18 protein-coding genes, 1 tRNA gene and 3 pseudogenes are annotated in these 21,609 nt (G+C 66.7%); 14 read left to right on the forward strand and 8 right to left on the reverse strand.

Going from position 1 to position 21,609, the window contains the following annotated elements; all coding sequences use genetic code 11:
- Positions 1 to 36 precede the first annotated feature (36 nt).
- A pseudogene (locus tag IEZ19_RS12985) lies at positions 37 to 526 on the forward strand (DUF6529 family protein).
- A gap of 507 nt (positions 527 to 1,033) precedes the next feature.
- A complete protein-coding gene (locus tag IEZ19_RS12990) occupies positions 1,034 to 2,335 on the forward strand; it encodes a cytochrome P450 (protein WP_229840270.1) in 1,302 nt (433 codons plus the stop codon).
- A gap of 96 nt (positions 2,336 to 2,431) precedes the next feature.
- Here IEZ19_RS12990 and IEZ19_RS12995 read toward each other — a convergent pair whose 3' ends face one another.
- Entirely contained in the window at positions 2,432 to 2,989 is a 558-nt protein-coding gene (locus tag IEZ19_RS12995; RefSeq protein ID WP_189311305.1) for a GNAT family N-acetyltransferase, read from the reverse strand.
- Between the two features lie 843 nt (positions 2,990 to 3,832).
- Here IEZ19_RS12995 and IEZ19_RS13000 point away from each other — a divergent pair.
- The 4 genes and pseudogenes from IEZ19_RS13000 to IEZ19_RS13015 form a co-directional block, all read left to right on the forward strand.
- On the forward strand, positions 3,833 to 4,057 hold the full coding sequence (locus IEZ19_RS13000; RefSeq protein WP_189311306.1) for a ferredoxin: 225 nt from the start codon (positions 3,833 to 3,835) through the stop codon (positions 4,055 to 4,057).
- Positions 4,054 to 5,421: pseudogene (locus IEZ19_RS13005) on the forward strand (NAD(P)/FAD-dependent oxidoreductase); the annotation flags it as partial. The gene IEZ19_RS13000 and the pseudogene IEZ19_RS13005, both read left to right, overlap by 4 nt.
- A gap of 48 nt (positions 5,422 to 5,469) precedes the next feature.
- Complete coding sequence (locus IEZ19_RS13010; RefSeq protein ID WP_189311553.1) at positions 5,470 to 6,675, forward strand: cytochrome P450; 1,206 nt, start codon at positions 5,470 to 5,472, stop codon at positions 6,673 to 6,675.
- A gap of 315 nt (positions 6,676 to 6,990) precedes the next feature.
- Positions 6,991 to 7,655, forward strand: a pseudogene (locus IEZ19_RS13015) (helix-turn-helix domain-containing protein); the annotation flags it as partial.
- A 161-nt stretch (positions 7,656 to 7,816) separates the two neighbouring features.
- Here the strand turns inward: IEZ19_RS13015 and IEZ19_RS13020 are convergent.
- The 7 genes from IEZ19_RS13020 to IEZ19_RS13050 form a co-directional block, all read right to left on the reverse strand.
- Positions 7,817 to 7,919, reverse strand: a tRNA-OTHER gene (locus IEZ19_RS13020).
- Between the two features lie 245 nt (positions 7,920 to 8,164).
- Positions 8,165 to 8,686 carry a RipA family octameric membrane protein gene (locus IEZ19_RS13025; protein ID WP_229840272.1) on the reverse strand — a complete coding sequence of 174 codons (522 nt, stop codon included), beginning with the start codon at positions 8,684 to 8,686 and terminating at the stop codon, positions 8,165 to 8,167.
- A gap of 52 nt (positions 8,687 to 8,738) precedes the next feature.
- Positions 8,739 to 11,114 carry a P-loop ATPase, Sll1717 family gene (locus IEZ19_RS13030; protein ID WP_189311307.1) on the reverse strand — a complete coding sequence of 792 codons (2,376 nt, stop codon included), beginning with the start codon at positions 11,112 to 11,114 and terminating at the stop codon, positions 8,739 to 8,741.
- A gap of 563 nt (positions 11,115 to 11,677) precedes the next feature.
- The gene (locus IEZ19_RS13035; RefSeq protein WP_189311308.1) at positions 11,678 to 12,100 is read right to left on the reverse strand and encodes a DUF6233 domain-containing protein; all 423 of its coding nucleotides are present in this window, start codon (positions 12,098 to 12,100) and stop codon (positions 11,678 to 11,680) included.
- Positions 12,101 to 12,170: 70 nt separating this feature from the next.
- A complete protein-coding gene (locus tag IEZ19_RS13040; RefSeq protein WP_229840274.1) occupies positions 12,171 to 12,413 on the reverse strand; it encodes a hypothetical protein in 243 nt (80 codons plus the stop codon).
- Between the two features lie 46 nt (positions 12,414 to 12,459).
- Positions 12,460 to 12,969 (reverse strand): GNAT family N-acetyltransferase, encoded by a 510-nt coding sequence (locus tag IEZ19_RS13045; RefSeq protein ID WP_189311309.1) that lies wholly within the window; start codon positions 12,967 to 12,969, stop codon positions 12,460 to 12,462.
- Positions 12,966 to 13,718: a GntR family transcriptional regulator gene (locus tag IEZ19_RS13050; protein ID WP_189311310.1), complete on the reverse strand. Its 753-nt coding sequence runs from the start codon at positions 13,716 to 13,718 to the stop codon at positions 12,966 to 12,968. Before IEZ19_RS13050 ends, IEZ19_RS13045 begins: the two co-directional genes overlap by 4 nt.
- A gap of 489 nt (positions 13,719 to 14,207) precedes the next feature.
- Between IEZ19_RS13050 and IEZ19_RS13055 the strand changes: the two genes are divergently transcribed.
- The 8 genes from IEZ19_RS13055 to IEZ19_RS13090 all read left to right on the forward strand — a co-directional run bounded on the left by IEZ19_RS13055 (position 14,208) and on the right by IEZ19_RS13090 (position 21,296).
- The gene (locus IEZ19_RS13055; protein ID WP_189311311.1) at positions 14,208 to 14,474 is read left to right on the forward strand and encodes a DUF6284 family protein; all 267 of its coding nucleotides are present in this window, start codon (positions 14,208 to 14,210) and stop codon (positions 14,472 to 14,474) included.
- Entirely contained in the window at positions 14,471 to 14,767 is a 297-nt protein-coding gene (locus IEZ19_RS13060) for a DUF6303 family protein (RefSeq protein WP_189311312.1), read from the forward strand. The genes IEZ19_RS13055 and IEZ19_RS13060 overlap by 4 nt, the downstream gene beginning before the upstream one ends.
- On the forward strand, positions 14,764 to 14,955 hold the full coding sequence (locus IEZ19_RS13065; protein WP_189311313.1) for a hypothetical protein: 192 nt from the start codon (positions 14,764 to 14,766) through the stop codon (positions 14,953 to 14,955). The genes IEZ19_RS13060 and IEZ19_RS13065 overlap by 4 nt, the downstream gene beginning before the upstream one ends.
- Positions 14,952 to 16,070: a DUF2637 domain-containing protein gene (locus IEZ19_RS13070; protein WP_229840276.1), complete on the forward strand. Its 1,119-nt coding sequence runs from the start codon at positions 14,952 to 14,954 to the stop codon at positions 16,068 to 16,070. Before IEZ19_RS13065 ends, IEZ19_RS13070 begins: the two co-directional genes overlap by 4 nt.
- A 99-nt stretch (positions 16,071 to 16,169) precedes the next feature.
- Complete coding sequence (locus tag IEZ19_RS13075) at positions 16,170 to 16,547, forward strand: DUF6251 family protein (protein WP_189311314.1); 378 nt, start codon at positions 16,170 to 16,172, stop codon at positions 16,545 to 16,547.
- A gap of 399 nt (positions 16,548 to 16,946) precedes the next feature.
- Positions 16,947 to 18,854 (forward strand): winged helix-turn-helix domain-containing protein, encoded by a 1,908-nt coding sequence (locus IEZ19_RS13080; RefSeq protein WP_189311315.1) that lies wholly within the window; start codon positions 16,947 to 16,949, stop codon positions 18,852 to 18,854.
- 109 nt (positions 18,855 to 18,963) lie between these two features.
- Complete coding sequence (locus IEZ19_RS13085) at positions 18,964 to 19,818, forward strand: bifunctional DNA primase/polymerase (RefSeq protein WP_189311316.1); 855 nt, start codon at positions 18,964 to 18,966, stop codon at positions 19,816 to 19,818.
- Positions 19,819 to 19,820: 2 nt separating this feature from the next.
- On the forward strand, positions 19,821 to 21,296 hold the full coding sequence (locus IEZ19_RS13090) for an AICE element replication initiation protein (protein ID WP_189311317.1): 1,476 nt from the start codon (positions 19,821 to 19,823) through the stop codon (positions 21,294 to 21,296).
- Positions 21,297 to 21,609 lie beyond the last annotated feature (313 nt).

Here is a 21,609-nt window from a genome sequence, read left to right on the forward strand (position 1 = left end):
TCCCGGCAGCTTCTGGGGCTGCTGTTGCCCCTGGCGGTGACCGGCGGCCTCATCTGGTACGGCCGGGTACACACCCCGGAGTACCGGCGCAGCTTCTGTGCACGGCCACGCCGTGCCCCTGCTCAAGGCCCAGCCGGGCAGCGCCCTGTTGGGGGACTGGCTCTGATCCAGTTGCTTCTCGCGCTGTGGATGTACGGCCGGCTGTCCGGCCTGCGCGCCGCGCCGCACTCGGTGGGCACCACGCACCGCCTGATCGGTATGTTCGCTTTCCTGTTCTCCGTCCCGACCGCCCAGCAGTGCATCATCGCCTACGGCGTCAGCCTGACCGGGCCCCGCGAGGCGCTGCACTCGCTCGCCGGCTGTTTTCTTCGGGGCCTTCGTCGCCAAGGTCGTCGTGGTGCGCCACCGCCGGTGGCCGGGCTGCGCGCTCCCGCTCGCCGGTGGCGCGCTCGTCACGGTGATCGCCCTGGCCTGGTACTCGGCGGCGTTCTGGTACCTGAACGGCTTCCGGGCGCCCGGCCTGTAGGCGGACGACGCCGGATCGGTGCCGTCGTCGGCCACTATCGGCAGTGGTCACAGCTCGCCAACCCGCCGCCTTCCCGAGGTGCGAGGTGACCGGTTCGCGCGAAAGCCGTTCCGTTCCTTCGGGGCGTTGGTGCCGCCCCCGGCCGCGAACCGCCGGCACCGGGGCGACGTTGGCCGGCTGCGGGCCCGGCCCGCAAGCACGCGCCTTGTATCCATGCATGTAATTGATAGCCTAAAATAGGGTGTATGTGCTATGCGCGAAAAAATTGAACGTACGGCACGTGGTGCTGAAGGCAAGCGAGAGGAGTGCCTCATGATCGCCAAGCTGCTCGCCAAGTTGTCCTTCACCCGCAACTACGGTGCGTACGGGGCCCACGACTGGGGCACGCACACCGGCGACGACAGGGTGTGACCACACGGTCGGCGGGCGCCCCCGGGCTCCCGCCGGCTCCTGGCCGCGCTGCCGACGATATCGGCCTGACTGCTACGAGAAGTCAGGGGCGATCCCATGGGCCGAGTGAATGAGCCGCCGCGGTTGCCCGGAGGCAGCTTCGCGGCCTGGAGCCGCGACCGGCTGGCACTAGCGCGCCGTGGCGCTGACGAGTGCGGGGACGTCTGGCAGCTGGAGCCAGGTGTCTACGTAGCCGCTACGGCCGGGGTGTGTGAAGTGGTCCTGCGCCGCGCGCAGGACTTCCCCAAGCCGTCCTCGCCTCTTTTCCCGCCGTTGAAGCGGGCCGGCGGAGCGCCGATGCCCGAGGAGCGGGCGCGCGCTCGCGCCGCCCGCATGCGCGGACTGCGCCCGCAGGCGGTTGCGGCCCGGATCGGTGAGATTGCGCGCGGGACCGCTCGATTTGCCGACCAGTGGCCCACGGGCCGGGACGTCGAGATTCTGCCCCTGGTCCGGCCCGTCCTGGCAGAGATCGGCGTGCGCTACCTCTTCTCCGAAGACGCTCCCGCCCTGCTGCCCTTCGCCTGGCAGCTCTTCGTGGCCCGGGAGGTGCTCGTACGCCCCTCGCACTGGGTGTGGCCGCGCTGGGTCCCCACACCGGCACGGCGGTTCCGCACACGGCGGCAAGTCGCCTTCACCAACGCTTTGCGGTCCATCGTCCGCCGGCGCCGTTCATCGGGCCGGCTCGGTGACGACGTGCTGGGACAGATGCTCCGGCCCTCCTCCCGCTACGGCCCGCTGTCGGAAGAAGTCATCCTCGACACCCTCCCCGGAATCACCGTCGCCACCTTCGAGACACCCTCCCGGGCAGCCGGATGGATCCTGCTCCACCTGGCCCGGTACGCCCAGGCCGCGGACCGCGTCGCGGCCGAAGCCGCCCTGCTGCCCGCCGACCCGGCCACGACGACCAGCACCCACCTCGACAACCTGCAATACACCCAGGCGCTGGTACGCGAAGTGCTCCGACTGCACCCCCCGAGCTGGCTGCTCACCCGGCGCGCCCCGCGACAGACTCAGCTCGCCGACTACACCATCGACGCCGGATCCACCGTTCTCGTCTGCCCCTACACCGCCCACCGCGACGCACGGGAACACCCCGAACCGGACCGGTTCCGGCCCGAACGCTGGCTCGACGATTCGGGCTCGCCGGCGAAACCCGGGGTCTTCCTCGGCTTCGGTACCGGGCCGCACGGCTGCGAGGGAGCCGCTCTGGCCATGGCTATGCTCACGCTCATGACCGCGCAGACCGCCAGCCGCTACCACTTGAGCGAGCCGCCCGGCGCGGAACCCGGCTACCGGGTCACCACCTTCGAAGGTCTCGCAACCGCCGGCCTGCACCTGCGTGCCACGTTGCGCGGCTGAGGGCAGTCCTACTTTCGGTGGCAGGCCGCCTCCACCCGCGAACAACGAACGTCGATCAAGTCCGAGTGCCGTTCCACACGCGCTCGGATCACCGGCTCATGGTTCGCTCATCGTGTGTCGCCGGTCGAACTCGTTGACGAGCATGCCCATCATGACGAGGTCGTGGTGCCGGCCGGCGAAGAAAACGTGTTCCCGCAAGCGCCCCTCCTCGGTGAAGCCGAGCCCACGAAAAAGTGCCAGCGATGCCTCGTTGTGGGCCAAAACCGCCGCCAGGCATTTGTGATAGCGCCGCTCGGCAAACATGAAGCGCAGCAGCAGCACCACCGCTTCCGTCGCGAAGCCCTTGCGCCGGTGGCCGACGCTGATGGTGATATCGAACTCGAACCAGCCTGAGCGAGGGCCGGTGCGATGTGAGCCGACTGTACCGACCAGCTCTCCCGTGGCTGTCGCTTCGACCGCCAACCGGAAGCGGTCGTCATCGCACTCGGCAACGGCCTGCTCCTTCGCCCAGGCACGGTAGCTCTCGGCAGACCTCGGCAGATCCAGCCGGCCCCCTCGCGGCCCGTCATCGTCGGCGAAACGCGCGAACGCCGTCCAGTCGTCGGGCTCGACAGCGCGCAGGCGTACCCGATTACCGGTCCAGGACGATGCCATGCCCTATTTGATCACGCTGCTCTGCGCGCGAGGCCGACAGGCACGCCGAGGCAGGCGTTGCCCGCCGTGCTCCGTCTCACCGCTGATCGTCGTCCTCGTCAGGAGCAGCGGGGTCGTGCAGCGGGCGCAAGTCCGACTGTGTCAGAGAGGGTCGTGCCGATACTGCCGCGCTACTGCTCTTCGGACTGAACTGAGGTAGAGCTGTCATGGGGCGGGAGGTCGGGGCAGCTCATGGCGGTACCCGTGGCGACGATTATGAACATCGGGATCCCGTCATCGGAGCCTGCCCACGCGATCGACGGAGTCTCAATGGCCCGGTCAAGCGCCGCTGCCCGAGTCCTGCCGAGTGGGCACGCGACGGGCATGGGGCTGCCGCCGGTCACCGCTCCAGGAGTTCGATCCGACCTCTACGGACTCGGCATCTCGCTGCCGTGCCGCGTACGCCGGTTCTCCACCAAGGTACGCCGCTGTCCAGCGTCGTTGATGTCAACGTTGGATGTCAGGCGTGCGTCTCCCGGGCCATCGGACTCGTCGGTATCGGTGCCGCTGTTACGCTGATTCTGTGACGGTATTCCGGCGTACCGTGCCACACGGTTTCCGTCGAAACGGCAATCCAAAAGAGCGCCGCTTGCGTAACCAAAATGCAGCCGCACCAGGGATACGTCCCTAGTCAGGCGCCGATCGCCTGAGCCGCGATGATCAATTCTTTCCATGGCGACCCGACGAGCGCGGTGCACCCCCTCGTACTTCGCAGGGGTGGGCAGCGGCCGGATCCTCCCTTGTTGCGCGCCGGAGTGGCGCTGGCTTGAGGGTCTGCAGCTCCCACTCCCTGTGGAGGTCGGGGTGAAAGTTGTCGTTGATCTTTCCCGATGTGCGGGGTATGCGCAGTGCGCGTTCCTGGCTCCGGAGGCGTTCCGGATGCACGGTGAGGAAGCGCTCATGTACGCCCCGAACCCCGACGCCCAGCGCGACGAGGTGCTACGCGCCGCGGCGGCCTGCCCGGTCCAGGCGATCCTGGTCGACCAGCTGGAGGCGCGGCACGCACCGGCGGAGGCGTCGCCGTCATGACCAGTGCCGACAACCTGCAAGCGTTCAAGCGCGATGGCCGCATCGTGGTCGTAGGGGCGTCACTGGCCGGACTGCGGGCCGCGGAGGCGCTACGCGACGAGGGCTTCACCGGATCGCTGACCATGATCGGCGACGAGCTGGGCGAGCCCTACGACCGGCCTCCCCTGTCCAAGCAAGTACTGACCGGGTGGGTGCCGGCCGGGGGCACCGCTTTGCCCCGCCGTCGTGGCATCGATGCGGAGTGGCTGCTGGGCGTGCCCGCCAGCGGGCTGGACCTCGCGACGAACCACGTGCGACTCGCCGACGGACGCGGGGTTCCCTTCGACCGGGTGCTGATCTCTACCGGGGTACGGGCCCGGCCGTGGTTCGTCGAGTCCGAGGCGGCCCTGGACGGAGTGTTCGTCGTACGTACGCGCGAGCATGCCGAGAGTCTGCAGCGAGCCCTCGCCGCCGGGCCTTCCCGCGTTCTGGTCATCGGTGCGGGATTCACCGGCTCCGAGATCGCCTCCATCTGCCGAGAGCGGGACATCCCGGTGACCGTCGCCGAACTCGGGCCGGCCCCGCTGGTCGGGGCGCTAGGTGCCCTGATCGGTGAGGTTGCGGCGGACATGCAGCGCGCTCACGCCGTTGACCTGCGTTGCGGTGTCAAGGTCACCCGGCTTGAGGGCGACGCACAGGGACGGTTTCGCCGTGCTCACTTCGACGACGGCAGTACGGTCGACGCCGATGTGGCGGTGGTGGCACTCGGGAGCATCCGCAACACCGAGTGGCTGCGGGAGTCGGGACTGGCGGCGGGCGTGTGGGGAATCACCTGCGACACGGGCTGCCGCGCCCTCGACATCAATGGCCGCGTCACCGACGACGTCTTCGCCGCGGGAGACGTGGCACGTTGCCCGAACCCCATCTACGAATACCGGCTCATTTCACAGGAGCACTGGGCCAACGCCGTGGAGCAGGCAGAGATCGCGGCACACAACATGGTCAGCGCCCAGGCGGACCGCTGGCCCCACCTGTCCATCCCGCTGTTCTGGTCGATCCAGTTCGGCGTCAACATCAAGTCCGTCGGCGTGCCGACCTTCGCCGACGAGGTGGTCGTCACCCAGGGATCGCTGGACGACCACCGTTTCGTCACCGCATACGGCTATCGGGGCCGCGTCACGGCTGCCGTGAGCTTCAACAACGCCAAGTGGCTGAACCACTACCGACGATTGATCGAGACGGCCGCGCCTTTCCCGCCCCCCTGCCCCACGCCGGACCAGCCGGCCGACATGAAACCGGTGCCCGTCGACTTCCCCGGCCCCGCCCTGATCGCTCAGGGCGCCACCGTGATCGTCACAGGCCATGACCCGGGTGAGCGCCGCGTCGCGGCCGTGCACCAGCATCGCCAGGAGGAAGGCCGGATCACGACCGGGATGCCCGGCACGCTGCAACGGATCTTCGACTACTCCGCCCGGGCCGACCCGTACCCGCTGTATGCCGAGTTGCGCGAGACGCCAGTGGCTCGGCAGGAGGACGGCAGCTACGTCATCAGTACCTATCGTGGGATCACGGACATACTGAATGACCCGCATCTGAGTTCCGACCTGCGCAATCTGTCGCGTCCGATGCCCCCTGCCGAGGAAGGGGCCACGTCGTCGTTCATCCACATGGACTCGCCCGAGCACGATCGCCTGCGGCGTATGGCGATGCGTCACTTCGGCCCCCCGCACACCCCGGGGCTGGTGACCGGACTTGAAGGCTTCCTGACCGCAACCGTCGGCAGCCTGATCGATGATTTGGCGGGCAAGGAGCAGATCGACGTCGTCGACGATTTCGCCTCCCCGTTCCCCGTAACCGTGACCTGTCACTTGCTCGGCGTGCCACGCGAGGACGAGCCGAGGTTCCACCTCTGGGTGAACGACATCATGAACTCGATCGACTACAACCCCAAGACCGACCCGAAGGAGAAACTGGACAAGGGCGTACAGGCCCGCAAGGACTTGCGCCAGTGCCTCGGCGAGCTGGTGGAACAGCGCCACGGCCGGCCGGGAGACGGCCTGCTGTCACGGCTGGCCAACGACGACGGGCCCGACGGTCGGATGGCCGACGCCGAAATCGTCGCCACCGCCAGACTGCTCCTCATCGCTGGCCATGAGACCGTCGTCAACCTCATCACCAACGGCATGCTGACGCTGCTGCGCCACCCGCAGGTGCTGCAGCGACTGCGCGACGAACCGGACCTCGTCGTGCCGCTGGTCGAGGAACTGCTGCGCTACGAGCCACCCGTGCACATCATTCCCTGGCGGGTGGCGTACAGCGACGTCACCGTCGCCGACACCGTCATCCCCCAGGGCTCGCAGATCATGCTCATGCTGGCCTCAGGCAGCCGCGATCCGAAGCGCTTCCACGATCCGGACCGCTTCGACCCGGATCGGCATGACAACCAGCACCTGGGGTTCGGCAGCGGCATCCACCTGTGTTTCGGCGGCCCGCTGGCCCGGCGGGAAACCCAGATCGCGCTGACCGCGTTGGTACGCCGGCTCGACCGCCCCAGGCTGGTCGTCGACCCGCCGCCGTACCGGCCCAGCCCCGTTCTTCGGGGTCCGATCCATCTGGACATCGAGCAGGGTGACGGTTGACGCGGCAGCCGAGGGCAGTTGAAAGGTCGCGCCGCGGCCGGCCCGGCCCCGGTGCGTGGACCTCTATGAACGGCGCCATGCAAGGGTGAATGAGAGGGAAACTGAGACGGAGGGGACGCCGCTGGCCAGCGCTTCATGCTCTCTGGTGGGGCACTCCTGCGTTGGTGACTGCGTCCGCGCTCTGACTCCCGACAGCGGGGCGGACGGGCAAAAGGTCGTCCGCCATGGCTGGTGCTCTGACCGCATAGGTTCGCCGGGTTGGGGGTCGTGGCGGCTGGATGGGCGGTGATGTCCGATCCGACTGCTGGAGGTGCGGTGGCCGAGCCTGTCCGTGTGCGCAGACTGACCGACCAGGAGGGGCAGAAGCTGCAGCAGATCGTGCGCCGGGGCAGCACGAGTTCGGTGCGCTACCGGCGCGCGATGATGCTGCTGGCCTCGGCCGGTGGGAACCGGGTGCCGGTGATCGCCCAGCTGGTCCAGGCCGACGAGGACACCGTGCGGGATGTGATCCACCGGTTCAACGAGATCGGCCTGGCCTGTCTGGACCCTCGATGGGCGGGAGGCCGTCCCCGCCTGCTCAACCGTGATGACGAGGACTTCGTCGTCCAGACGGCCACCACTCGCCCCACCAAGCTCGGCCAGCCCTTCACCCGCTGGTCGCTGCGCAAACTCGTCGCCTACCTGCGCAAAGTCCACGGCCGGGTCATCCGCATCGGTCGCGAGGCGTTACGCGGCCTGCTCGCCCGCCGCGGTGTCACCTTCCAGCGAACCAAGACGTGGAAGGAGTCCCCGGATCCCGACCGCGAGGCGAAGCTGGACCGCATCGAGGAGGTCCTTCACCGCTCCCTGACCGGGTGTTCGCCTTCGACGAGTTCGGCCCGCTCGGGATCCGGCCCACCGCAGGCTCGGGCTGGGCCGAACGGAAACATCCCGACCGGGTGCCGGCTACCTACCACCGCACCCACGGGGTTCGCTATTTCCTGAACCGGGCCGATCCAGGGGTCTGATCCTGGCCCACACATGACCCATACGCACTGGTCAACAGCGAGAAATGCGTGAATCGGGGGGAGACAGGGTGCATGCAGAAGGGGTGCCCCTCCGGAGAGGGGCACCCCTTCTGACCTGCACTGTCTATGACCTGTGCGGAGGCGGTGGGATTTGAACCCACGGTGACATCGCTGCCACGACGGTTTTCAAGACCGTCCACAAGGCATGACCCAAGGCGCGCTGACCAGGACGTTCGCTGTCTCTGTCTGGCTGCGTGGGCGAATCTGGCCAGAGGATGGCCACAGGGGGATGATGCGGCCCCCAGGACAGCCTTGAGGCGCTCGCGTTCGATCACCGCTTTAGGGGAGAGGATGGGACGCTCCGCCGGTGACCTGCTGATTCTCGGACCGAGCTAGCGGGCGCGGATATGGCCGCTAGCCACCCTTGTTGACTGCGGTTGACCCCGGCATCTGGCACGGCTGTGGCAGGCTGTGCTCAACGTCTAGAAGACGAAGTAGGCGAATAAAGCCACATATCCTAGGCCGAAGAGCAGCGGCATGGTTTGCTCGACACTTGTAAGACGGAAGTATCTGCCATGGTGACCCGATCGCACGAAAGCATGCCACTCACCTTTTGAGTATGCTCGGGCTGGCAATTTTTCTTCGAGCACTTCTATCACCGCATATTTTGCTTTATTAACCAAGCGGTACGATCGCAGTGCACAAAACCAAACGAAACACTCGCCACACGTAATGACGAGAGCAATTAACAGGACGAAGACTCTCGACTCACGCGCCACCGCCGGGGCCAGTGACGCAATAACACTAACCATGGCTAGGTTCAAGGTTAGAAAGAAGGAATTGGTTAGACCTCGACGAGCGCTTAGTCGATCAGCCATTTCGACACATAGCTTGTACTGTTCGAGGATCAACTGGCTCTGACGGACTCCATCCTCGTGCGTCCCGTCTTCAATCACGTTCACGTTCCAAACTGCTGTACGCAGTTCTTGCGAAGGTTCGGACATGATCACCCCCGTGGGGGGCGGGGCAGAATCCCGCCAATCGGCTACCATAATATTAACTTTCGATTTCGAGGAAGTTGCGGTATGCCGGATGCACCTCGTACCGCTCCTCTCTCTTTCCGCGTCGTGAGGCATTTCGGGCCAGGATCTTTGCTTTCCTCAAGTCGTCTGCCCTGTCCGGGTAAGAGAAGTCTCCCTCTCGTACCTCTACGCCCAGGAAGGAGATTTTCAGCAACCCTTCTAGGCAGTCGGTGGCCTGACTCGCCTCGTCCATCCCAGGTATCGATTGGATGATCTCCAAGACCTCTGTTTTGGGCATTATGGACGGGCAGCCGGCGAACTCGTAGACGACCTCTTCTAGATGGCTCATGGTCGCCCCGTACTCGACGAGCAATGCATCAAGGGCGAACTTGCTATAGTTCTTCTCCGCCTCCCTAATATCGGAATCTTCTACCAGCAAGTGGCGGGCATTAGCCGCATTGAATACAGCCGCCTTACAGAAGAAGACCAGATCTCGGGGGCGGTGAAGAATGATTGAGAAGATGTAATCTAGGGTCGGTTTATCGCCAATCTGCGAACAGAAATACCGTTCCCACAGCTCGTCCGGTGAGGTTCCCTTAGGACGTACGGATAGATAGCGTTCGTCCATTACCCGCTTTAGCAGATCGGGCTGGTTCCAATCAATTCTCTTCGTGTTAATCTTATCTGGCTCGCGCGCCTCCTTAATCACTTCGTCATATATGTCAGACCTCAAGAAGACGCTGACAGTGACATTCACAGACCGAAGTCTATTGTTCTCCCGCTGGAATTCTTCAGCGATTCTGCTCACTGTGCCTAGAAGGCCCACGAGTAAGATTGCTTGGGATTTTAGCTGAGCGGACTTCGTCCAAGCGCTGTCGAGATTGTCCACCAGCAGGGCTACGCGATGGCGGTCACGCAGAGCATCACCGAGCAGTTTGCGGAGGTTTCCTACAATATTGCCGTGCAGGGCTTGGGCGATCCGCTCTCGCTGCTTCTCGATCGAGATCGTACGGGAGGTTTCCCGCAACTCACGTCGCACAGATTCGATAACCCGCTCGAGCCGAATCGAAAACTCCTCAGCGATCTCGTTCTGTGTCAAATAGTCTCGAAGTCGCGCCATTGGAGTTCCATCACCGATGCCAGCAGGCAGTCTGTCGGCTGCGGCTACAGCCTCGAGGGAGATCTCGGAGTAAAGCAGAAACCGCCAAAAGCTTTCTACGAGGAAAGACTGGTTTCCATCGCCGCCGAGGGACTCCAATACGCTTACTAGACCATCCAAGTCATAATTACTAGGCCGGACGACACAGACCAGATTTCGCTTGTCGTCTCGTAGCACTTGAGACGCTCGGATCATGTTCGCCGATTTTCCCATTCCCTTGCGCCCGACGAACACAACGCTGCTTTCATTCAGTACTGCCTCGTATTCCGCTGTCTCTACGAAATACTCATCGAGGGTGTCCGACTCATTCTCGGCGACATAATCGCCGAACTTGAGATCCTTGAGCTCTGTGGCGAGCTCGAGCTTCGGGCTGGGAACCTGGTCGTCAATCTCTTCCTGGTTCCAGGCTCGGAAGGCTTGCTCACGCCACTGACTTAGTTTCTCTGCGAGTCTCTTCTTGTTGTGATAGGTGTACAGAATGTCCTTGTAGTCGACTGGGCCGCGGTAGTCATCTTCGACAACCACCAGCAAAGGCCTTTCAAGTCCTCGTGCTAGCCCAGCGATGAATGCACTCCGAGCGTTATGCAGACGATTCCGATCATGCCTTTCGCCCGACATTTGGAGAAGCGTAGCTGCAGACGAATAGACGGCATTCACATACCAGGCAAGGGGTGCTGATCCTTGTTCAGCTGGATCGGCGATCGTGACTTTAGTTCCCAGATCCCTTTCTTTTCCTACCATTCTGCGAAGATTGCGCTCTGCTTCAGATGTATGATAGGTGGGCACATAAAAGATTGAGTTCTTTACGGTTCGATCTAGGGCTTGGGAGGCGTCATCCCAGAGAGTCTTTTCACTTGCCGCATTGATGCCGCTCATGAACCTTGCGGCGAGTTCTCCCCCATTCTCATAAAAGATGCATCCTATTGTTGAGAAAATGTCAAATGCTCGCCAGTCGCGCACGGTTTCAGAGGACTTGAAAACAGATAGTACAATGTGCTTGCGTTGACTGAAAGCGTAGCCAACTTCGAATAGCACATTCTCGCTTAGTGTGGTTACGTCGAACAGGCAGATGGTGCTGTCATCGATATCCTGAAGAACGGTCTCGATGATTAGTCTGCCTGTGGCTGGGTTTGCCTCCCATGTTTTTGCCTCGGCGAACCCGCTCCTATTTATTACCGTGGCTGCCTGCTGAATTTCCTGAGAGACGTCTGCGGGATTTTTCGAGTATCCTAGGAAAACTTTGTAATCCATACTTCCCCCCTGCGATCTGGCGGCGGAGCCCTTCCCTCGTTGGTTAGCACCAACGCAGCACCGGTCAAGCGTGCAGTTGCCCCCCTGCACCTCATTCGTTTGAGTTTAGGCAGTGATCGGTTGGTTGGGGAGGCTTCTCGCCGATCCGGCTTAGCCTCAACGTCCCAAGGTCGGCGGAGCGGGTTTGGCCGGTGGCCTGCCTGGTCTCGGGTCGAGCATGATCAAGGGGCCGTACGCTGGTTGGCGACTCGGGCAGGCTATGGACCTGCCCGCAATGTGCCGCGTCTGCTCGGCTCTGCCTGGGTCGACGGTGGACGGGATGGGAGCTCCCACGCGCGCGACTACGGGCCCGCAGTCGCGAACGGCGCCCCCTCCATCCCGGTGTCGGCCGATCCCCGCCGGAGGTATGGCCTTGACCGATGCCCGCGCTATGCGGTGATCGACCCATGTTCCCCGGCCTATCCACACGTGGGCGCGCGTCGGGCAGTCTGTGGACCTGCCCGGTAAGCACGACGTTGGGGCCATGACCTTCGAAGCTCGCGCCAAAGTGGCTGCCTTAGCTGTCAGTCGGCGTCGATACCCAGCTCGGTGTCCGGCCGGCAGAAGGCGCACCCAGTGACGTTCGGGTCGGTGAGCGCGGCCCGAGCATCGTGGTCCCTGATCCGGTGAGGCGTGCCCTCGATCATGGTGCAGTCCCCTACGTGGATCACGGCGGGCTCGGGCCCGTTGGGGGTGCGCTTCTGCTGGACGACAAACCCGACCTGGGCCTCCGCTTGGGCGAGTGCGGGGAGACCGGTCCCGCCCTTGACAGGCCGAGCTGGTCGTCGGCGCGCGGGCGGCGGCCCTTCGGCGCGGATGAGTGCGGCCCGGACGGCGTCACGCTGGAGACGAAGGTAGATGGCCACCGTCTCGGTGTCGGCGATCTGCTTGTCGAGGTGTGCCAGGATCGCGTGGAGGCGTGGCGGATCCGAAGGCAACTCGCTCATGTGTTCGATTGAAGCACCTCAAGCGCCGCACATCGAGAAGGGTGCGAGCGCGGCTCGTCACGGCGATCCGCTACTCCGCGGCGGGGTCCTCACGCCCATGCCTCACCGCTTCCTTGACCGCCTGCTCCAACTCGTACCGGTTCAAACCAGCTGCTGCCGCGTGCGCCGTGATCGCGGCCTGCACTGCTTCGGACGCCGTACGCCACCGGTTGAGCTGAGCATCGTGCTCCTCGCCTTGAAGGCCAGCCAGCTTCGCGCGCTCCACTTCGGCGGATCGTTCCAGGGTGATCAAATCGTCGGGTATGTCTGCCACGAGTGGATCATAAGCTCGTTCGCCGACTAGGTCTCGGTGGAGAATCTCAGACGGCGATTCGAGTTGGGCGCTGGAAGAGCGCCCCCGACCTGCGGTGCGGCAGGTCCACGATGCGTACGAGGGTGAATCCCGCAGCCTTGTAGTACCGGTGCAACCCCTCGTTGTCCTTCCAGGCGTCCAGACGAAGCCACCGCTTGCCCTGCGCTGCGGCACGATCCGTGGCCCAATCCAACAGGCTCGCCCCGACGCCGCCGCCGGCCGCGCCCCGACTCACAGCCATGCGGTGTAGGTATAGCGCGGCACCCGGCTCGTCATCCGGGGTCCAGAACTCCGGGTCGGCGAAGTCGTCTACTTGAACGGTGGCGATCGGCTCGCCGTCCTCGAAGGCCAGGAAGCACACTCCCTGTTCCAGGGCCGCCGTAATGCGGTCGCGGTGCGGCGGATATTGCCACTGGTCGATGCCCCGGGATGCGAGCCAGGCGGATGCCCCGTTCAGCAGCGCTTCCACGGTCCCGAGTTCGTCAGGGCGGCCGGGACGGATATGCAGGTCGTTCATGCTCCCTCGTTCGACGCTTCGCGCTGTCGCTCGTACGAGATCACGTGTCGGTCCCCGGGGAGTACGGTCACCGCAACGCGCACAGGCTGCCCTTCGCCCGTGAATCCAGTCGTGACGTGGACGCCCACTGGCGTTCCGGGGCCGAGGTCCAGGCGGTGCACCTGCTCCGGCGTGGGCATCCGAACGTACAACTCGTCTAGCGCCCGCACCTGTCGGTAACCGAGTTCGGCCAGAACCTCATTGGCGCCGCGGGCAATGTCCTCTGGGCGCATGATTTCCGAGTCCCGCACGATCGCGAGCGGGAAGTAGCTGTCATTGATGTTGAACGGCTCGCCGTCGAGGTAGCGCACCCGTTTCCGGACCGCAACAAGGTCACCTGGCTCCAAGTGAAGCCGCTTGGCTACGTCCTCCGGCGGCTCCACGATGGCGACCTCAATGACCTGCCGCGGCTCGCGTCCCTCTCCCGCGTACTCAGTCATGAAGGCGTCCATCTCCGGCGAGTACGGCCGCTTCCTGAACTCCGCTTGGGGACGGAACACCATCGGCTGACGCCGACGGACGAAGTGACCCTGCGGGCGGGCGGAGATGACAAGTCCCTCGTTCACGAGCTGCGCGAGTGCCTTGCGCACTGTCTCCCGCGATACGCCGTACTGGTCGCGCATCTCTGCTTCCGTCGGAAGCTTCGCGTCTGGTTCAAGCTCTCCGGACGTGATCTGCTCCCGCAGCGCGTCCGCGATCTGCTGATACATCGGGTTTCGCCCGAGTCGAGTCACTGTCATGCCTCCCATGGAAGCCGCTAGCTGACTGCATTGTCCAGTCAATGCGGCCAATGCCCTTGCGGTCCTTCAATCGGTCTGCCAACATCCTGACTGTAGCCATTGTACGGACAATGGCTACAGCGCCTCGACGTCCCTGGATTTTCTCGCAGGGATGCCGAGGTGAAGGGGCCCGGGATAGAGCGGGCCGAGGGACCCGGACCCCTGGTCAACCGGAGGGCTCAGACCGAAAGGTCACGTCTCCATACGCCTGAAACGGGAGCCCGTGTTCCCGAAGGAGACAGCGACACACGTTCAACCTCTCCGCAGCGCTTACTGCTGCGGCCGGTTGCCTCCGCTGCTCGTCTCGTACGAGCAGCGCTGAGGGGAGCCGGATCTACCGACTTCAACGGCGCGCGGCCCCGGTGCGGGAACACCGGGGCCGCTGTTCGGGCCGTTCCAGAGCAGAGGAGTCACGACCCTATGAGTCCCATCGTCACTGTTCAGGACGTTGTTACCGCGTTCGCCGACTGGATCGAGCCGACGGACGCTGAGCTGGACGCGATCGAGCGGGAGATGCCCGTCATCCTGGCGGACGTCGACCTGCTGGACGCGCAGATCGTCACCCTGGACCGCACTCCGAGCGAGCTGGACGCCCGCCGTATCCGCCGGGCCCGCCGCCGGGTCCTCACCGCCCGCCGGGACCTGGCCAACCGCGCCGCCGACACGCACCGGGGCGGTGCGGCATGAGCGGGCCGGAGATGGCTCGGGAGTTCACCGCGCTGATGTCCGTGCAGCGGGGCCGGTGGCGCCTGTACGTGGCGCTGCTGAACACCACCGCGCGGTGGCCGGAGCGCACGTTCAACCGCGCGGTGCCGACGCTCACGCAGCGCGTGGACGCGCTCAGTGCGCTTGGCTTCGAGCCGGTTCCGGGCGCCGAATGGACGTGGACGGAAGACAGCGAGACCCCCGACGATCCCGCCTCCCCGGTCGTTCTGATCGCTGCGATCCGGGTGCGCTCCCGGGCGGAGGTGGGGGCATGAGCTTCCAGACCCCCTTGTCCGGTATCGCGCTGGCCCTGGTCGTTGCCGGTCTGCTGCTCGCTCTGGCGGGTCTGGCGGGCATCGTCGCCACGGGCCACGGTGTGTGGCGGTGGCTGGTGGCGGTCGGCTGCTTCACGCAGGCGGCTGGCTGGCGGCTTCACGCCGTGCGGGAGCGGGTGCGCCGATGACCATGTCCTTCGATCCCGAGCAGGTGCAGAGTGCGGAACGCACCCTGTCGATCGGCACGTGGGCTATCACCGCCGGGGCGGTCCTGTACTCGGTCCTGACAGTCACGCCGCTGGTCCAGGAGGTCACGCCGGATGCGTGGGACTGGACCGGGCCGATCCTGCCGATCGTGGTGGACTCCGCTGTGGTCATCGTGATCCGCCTGGACTCGGTCGTCTCCCGTCTCGGGATGCGTGCGGGTGCCTGGCCGGCGCTGCTGCGGTGGATGACCGGGCTGATGACGCTGCTGCTGAACATCGGCAACAGTGCCCTGTCGGGTGACCTGGTCGGCGTTGCCGTGCACGCCGTCGCTCCTCTGCTGCTGATCGTCACGGCGGAAGCGGGGCTTGCCTACCGGCGGGCGCTGGCTGAGGGGCTGGCCCGGATCAAGCGTGAACAGGACGCTGAACACGAGCGTTCACGGGCCGAGCAGCGGGCCGAAGCCAGGGTCGCGCGGGAGGAACGCGAGGCCAGGGAGGCGCGGGAGCGGGAGGACCGTGAACGCGACGAGGACCGCCGTGAACGCCGTGAACGCGAGGACCGTGAACACGCCTGGCGGATGCAGCAGAACCAGGCCGAACGCGAGGACCGCCAGGCCCGCGAGCAGCGCGAGCACGAAGCGCGCATGGAACGCGAGCGCACTCAGCAGGCGGCAGCCGAGAACGCCGCTGAGCAGGCTCGACAGACCCGCGCACAGGCAGACCTGACGGATCGTGCACTCCGCGACCAGCAGGCCGTACTACGCCGTGAACACCCCGTTCAGACCACTGTTCACGCCCCCGCACCCGCACCGGCCGCGCCCGCCGTCGACGCCGACCGGGTGCCCGCCGTGCCCGTTCCGGCCGCGAGCGTGAACACCCCCGCGCCCACCGTGAACACCGCCCCTGCGGCCGTGAACACCCCGCGCCTGAACGAGGGGGAGCGGGTGCCGGAAGAGGTGGCGCGGGCCATCATCGCGGACCCAGCGAACGCCGATCACTCGGTGCGGACCCTGGCCACCATGACCGGCTGGTCCGTCGGCTGGGTTGCCGCACGCCGCGCCGAAGCACGCAAGGACGCCTCTCCCGTTGCGGCCTGATCTGCCCACTCAGCCCCGGCAATGTCGCCGTGAGGGCGCCCGATCGAATCGGGCCCGGGGCACTCCCGCACTACCTACCGATCTTGCCAGGAGGCATTTGTGGAACAGCTCCCCGCCCCGCGTACGGTCGTGCAGCTCCCCGACGGCCGTCACGCCTACATCGACCCCCACGCCCTGCCCGCACAGCAGCAGGCGCCGCAGGTCGTACACATCCACCAGGCCGCCCCGGACCGCACAGTGCAGCGCATCGCCCTTGGGGCCGGGGTCGGTGCGGGCGCGGTCGGCGCGTCCGTCTACTTCGCCCCCATGCTCATCGCGGCGATCACCTCCATGGCCATCAGCCTCATCGCCATCGCGGTGGTGATCGTGGTGGCCGGGTGGGCAATCGTGACAGTGGTCCGCTCGGTCGGCGGCAGCGAGGGACAGGCCGCCGCGAAGACCCTCACCGGGGCGCGCGGTCGTCGCGGTCGGCGCTGACTGCCCGTCCCCTGTCGTCGCCAGGCTCCGCACGGTCGGGGCTCTGGCGGCGGGAGAGGGCGGGCAACCGGCCCCGCTCAACCCGGAAGCCACAGACGGCCGTTGGAGCGCCCGGACCCCCCTCCCGTGGGGTGGAAGACCCCCGGGCCCGTGAACGGCCGCCCACGCCCCCACAGAGACGCTGCGTGACCGTGTTTCCGGCCCCTCTACGCGCGCGTGCGCGTAGGGCCCCTCCCCTCAGAACGGCGCAACTCTGCAACTCCGCAGGTCAGATGCGGTTGCAGGGGTTCAACCGGCGTTGTCGACGCAACCGGCAACGCCAACTACCGCAAATCGGGCGGGCCGGTGACGCCACGCAACGGCGCACCGGCCCTCATCCACGTCTTGGAGGACCCTTTCGTGGACTGGAAGCAAGCATGGTCGACCACGACCAATACGACCAACACCGCGCTGGACGCACTCGCCCCGGTGTGCACGCCGTTCGCCGCCTGGTGGGACCGGGAGACGGAACGCCGGACGCAACTGCGGACCCCGGAGAACCTGAAGGCGCTCATGACCGCGCAGCGCGAGCACAACTCCGCCCGCTCCACCGCAGCCATGGCACGCAATCAGCGCAGCGCGGCCCGCAAGGCGTCCAGCAACCCGCTGTCCGCCGACCGCCGCGCCGCGCGCACGGCGGACAAGGCCGCCCGGCAGCACCACAGTCAGGCGCGGGCCGGGCTGAAGGCGGCGCGCAAGAACTACCCCGCCACCCTCGCGGCCCGAGCCGTGCAGGCGCATGCCGCGCACGCGGTACCCGGAGGGCTAGCCTCCTGGCTGATGTCGGAGGCCAGTCACGCGCTCACCGTGTGGCCTGCCTCGGTGTCGGCCGGGCTGATCGGCCTGCACGCCGCCGGATTGTGGCTGGGACGCCGTCAGCCGTCGGTGCAGCTCGATGACGGGATGACGGCGGAGGAGCGGCGGCTGGCCTCGCGGCTGGACCCGTCGTTCTGGGTGCAGAACGCGGATGCCCGCGGCTTGTCGGGCACCGTGCCCACCCCGGCCAAGCTCACCCCGGCCGGGCTGGTCTCGCATGTGCGGCTGGACGCCAAGTGGACGCCCACCGGGTTCAAGGGCAAGCGGGAGGAGATCCGCGCTCTTCTCGGTGCCCGCACCGATCTGCCCATGGAGATCAAGGCGGGCTCCCACGGGGACCGGGCCACGATCACCCTGCGGACCCGCAGCGCCGCCGACGGCATCGACCTGAACGGCTGGACCCCCGGCGCCCCCTGGGGAGTCGACACCGTCACCGGTGAGCCGGTGATCGTCCCTCTCGGTCGTCGCATGCTGGTGGCCGGGACGTCGGGTGCGGGCAAGAGCTGGTCGACGCGCGCCATCCTGGCCGAGGCGTCCGAGACGCCGGATCACCGGCTTGTGGTCATCGACCCGAAGCGCGTGGAGGCCCTGAACTGGAAGCACCGCGCCCGGACCGCCGTGACCCCGCTGGAAGTCCTGAAGGTCACGGGCGAGCTGTACGCGGAGATGATCGAGCGTGAGGCGCTGATCCCCCGGGGTGAGGACGTCATCCAGATCAGCCCGGACCGGCCCCGCATCACGGTCTTCGTCGATGAGGGTGCCGAGGTCATCGCCATGTCCAAGAAGCCCCGGCGCAAGGGCACCGGGGACGACCCCGGTGATCCCGACTGGGGTGAGATCATCGAGAACCTGCGGTCCCTCGCGCGGCGGGCCCGCGCGGCCGAGATCATCGTCATCTGGGCGACGCAGAAGCCCACGATGTCCGGTGAGGGCCACGGCATCGACTCCCAGATCGCGGGTCAGATCACCTACCGGGCCTCCCTCGCGCTGTCCAGCGCGGGCGAATCGCAGGTGGTGTTCGGGCAGGACGCCCACGAAAAGGGCTGGCACGCCCACGAACTGCCCATGCCGGGCTTCGCCCTGCTGCGCTCGCACCCCAAGGCCAAGCCCCACCACATCCGCACACGGGCCATGTCGCCCAAGGACGTCATCGCCCTGCCCGACCGGCCCATATGGCAGCGCGACTCCGCCGGACCGTCCGGGAACACGCTCCGCCTGGTCAAGGAGCAGACCGCCCTCGAGGCGGCTCCCACGTCGGCGCCGACGGCGGAGACGAACCGTGACCGGGTGCTGAAGGCCGTCCAGGACGGTGCCCGGACCCTGCGGGACATCACCGACCGGACCGGGATCAACAAGGGGACCGTGTCCCGTGAGGTCAAGGCCCTCACGGCCGCCGGGTCTCTCCGCAAGGGCGATGACGGGATGCTCCTGCCCGGTCGCGAGGCAGCCTGAGCCCCGCTGTCTGACCTGCCCGACCAACGACAACGGCGGCCCCCTTCCGGCAAGAACCGGGGCCGCCGTCAATCCATCAGTCCCTCACAGACCTGTGGAGGTCACCAGCATGCCCCAACCCACCGACGTCCGGGGAGAGTGCCTGCCTGCCGCTCTCTCCCTGGCAGCCTCCGGCGTGCCCGTGCTGCCGTTACGAGCGGGGAAGGTGCCGTTCGGGAACTGCCCGGCCTGCGCCGACAACGCGTGCGGTGGCCGGCCGAACATGAAAACCCCCGGCCCCTGCACCTGCCCGCACCCCTGCCACGGCTGGGCCGCCGCCACCACCGACCCCCACACCCTCAACTCGCCGACGTGGGCCCGGGCCTGGCGCGAGGCGGCAGCGGTGGCCTACCACCCCGGCGGCGCCGGTCTCACCGTCGTCGACCTCGACAACACGGCCGCCATCGCGTGGGCCCGTGCGAGCCTGCCCGCCACCCGGACCGTGCCGACGACCCGGGGTGAACACTGGCTCTACCAAGGGGCGATGCAGTCCGCCAACGCTGTACGGCCAGGTGTGGACGTCAAGTCCACGATGGCCTACGCCCGGTGGCTCGGTTCCGGCACCGGCACCATGACCGCGCTGCCGGACGGTGTGCGCGCCCTGGCCGTGAAGGAGCCCGCCGCAGTCCGGCCGGTGGCCGTCACCGTGCCCGCACGGCTCGGGGGCGGGGAGTGCCCTCACCGCACGCCCGTCTACCTCGATCGTGGCATCGCCATGGCAGAGCAGCGCATCACCGAGGCTCGCGAGGCGGTGCACGCCACGGTCTACCGGACCTTCCTAGCGGTGCTGTCCACGCACGGCCGGTGCGGCTGCCTGACCGACGCCCACGTGGCGCGGTTGTTCACCGCCGCGCAGGCCAAGGGTGAAACCGCCCGGCACTGCACCGACGCGTGGACCAACGCCCTGACCAGGTTGGGACTGTGACCATGGCTGACGACGAGAAGAACCCGGCCCGCGAGGTCATCACCGACTACGCGCAAGCGCACTTCCGGTACTTCCGCACCGCCGACGGCACCGTGTACGCGCAGAGGAACGGCCATCCCGTGGCCCGCCCGATGCGCTCGCAGGGCACGACCGGCAGTCACCGCCAGGAACTCATGGTCGGCCTGTTCAGGGACGGGCGCGGTGTGTTCAACGGGACCGCGCTCAAGGAGGCATTGGACTTGATCGAAGCGCTCGCGCTGACCGAGGACGTGCAGCCCGTCCACATTCGCGTCGCCCCCGGATTCGACGGGGCGACGTGGCTGGACCTGGGCCGCGACGACGGGCAGTCCGTCCGCATCCACCCCTCCGGGTGGGACGTCGCCGTCCCCGACCCGCGTGAGGTGTGCTGGCGGCGCACCCAGCTCACCGGGGAACTCCCGGTGCCTGCCAAGGACACCGACGGCAAGGGCATCGACCTGTTGATGCGGCTGTGCAACTTCGCCAACGCGGAGACCGAGTGCCTGGCCATCGCCTGGCTGCTCGGCTGCCTGGAACCGTCCGTGCCCGTGCCCGCGCCGTTCCTCACCGGGCCGCAGGGCGCGGGCAAATCCACCGGTGGGCGGATGCTCGTGCGGATCATTGAGGGCATGAGCGGGGACCTGCGCCGCGCTCCGAAGGATGAGGAGAACCTGATCGCGGCGGTGGCGGCCGGATGGGTGACCGCCCTGGACAACCTCTCGCACCTGACGCCGGAACTGTCTGACGCCATGTGCTGCATCGTGACCGGCATCGAGAACGTCAAACGGGCCCTGTTCACCGACGGGGACGTGTTCCGCGTCGGCTACCGCCGCCCCCTGCTCCTGACCGGCATCGACGTCGGAGTCATCCGGCCCGACCTGGCGGAACGGCTCCTGCCGCTGCGCCTGGAACGCCCCAGGGTCCGGCGCACCGAGGCGGAGCTCTGGGCGGAGTACACGGAAGTCCTGCCGATCATTCTCGGCTCCCTCCTGGACCTCACGGTCAAGATCCGCGCAGTGGAGGCGGAGACCCCCACCGATCTGCGGATGGCGGACTTCGCCCGCCTGTGCGCGCAACTCGACGCGGCAACCGGGCTCGGAGCGCTCACCGCCTACCGGGCCAGCCTGGACGACCTCAACGACGACGTGATCGAGGGCGATCTCCTCGCCCAGACCGTCCTTAGGCACGCCGACACCATCGAACCGGGCGCGGCGCAGCGGATGACGTCCACCGGGTGGCTGCACTGCCTCACCACCCTCTACACCGGCGAGGACTACCGCCCCCTGCCCAAAGGCTGGCCGACTACCGGCAAGGTCCTCTCGGACCGCCTCAAGCGCCTCCAGCCCACCCTTGCGGCCCGGGGCGTCCTCATCGACTCGGGCCGCACCAAAGAGGGCCGCTACCTCGAAATGACCCGCCTGCAAGCCCCGCCCCCACACGAGCAGGGGCAGGCGTTCTGACCGGTGCCGCCGACCGCACAAGCAAGAAGAGCACCCTGTCCCAGCGTGCTCTTCTTGCTGTTCGGCGGCAGCGCCGCCCTGCGATGAACGCGCCGCGAAGCGGCTCCATTTACCGCCCGAGAGACGCGCCGCGTAGCGGCTCCTTCTTCACGCTCTGAGCCGCACCGCACCACCACAGACAGCCCCTCTCTTTTTCCTAAGTAGGAAACGCTGCGTCACCTGCGTCACCTGCGTCACAAAACGCCCCGTGACCTGCGCATACAGGGGTGACGCAGACGACGGGCTCTGCGTCATCCTGCGTCACCTGCGTCAC

This window comes from Streptomyces brasiliensis, from assembly GCF_014647875.1.
Lineage (GTDB): Bacteria > Actinomycetota > Actinomycetes > Streptomycetales > Streptomycetaceae > Streptomyces > Streptomyces brasiliensis.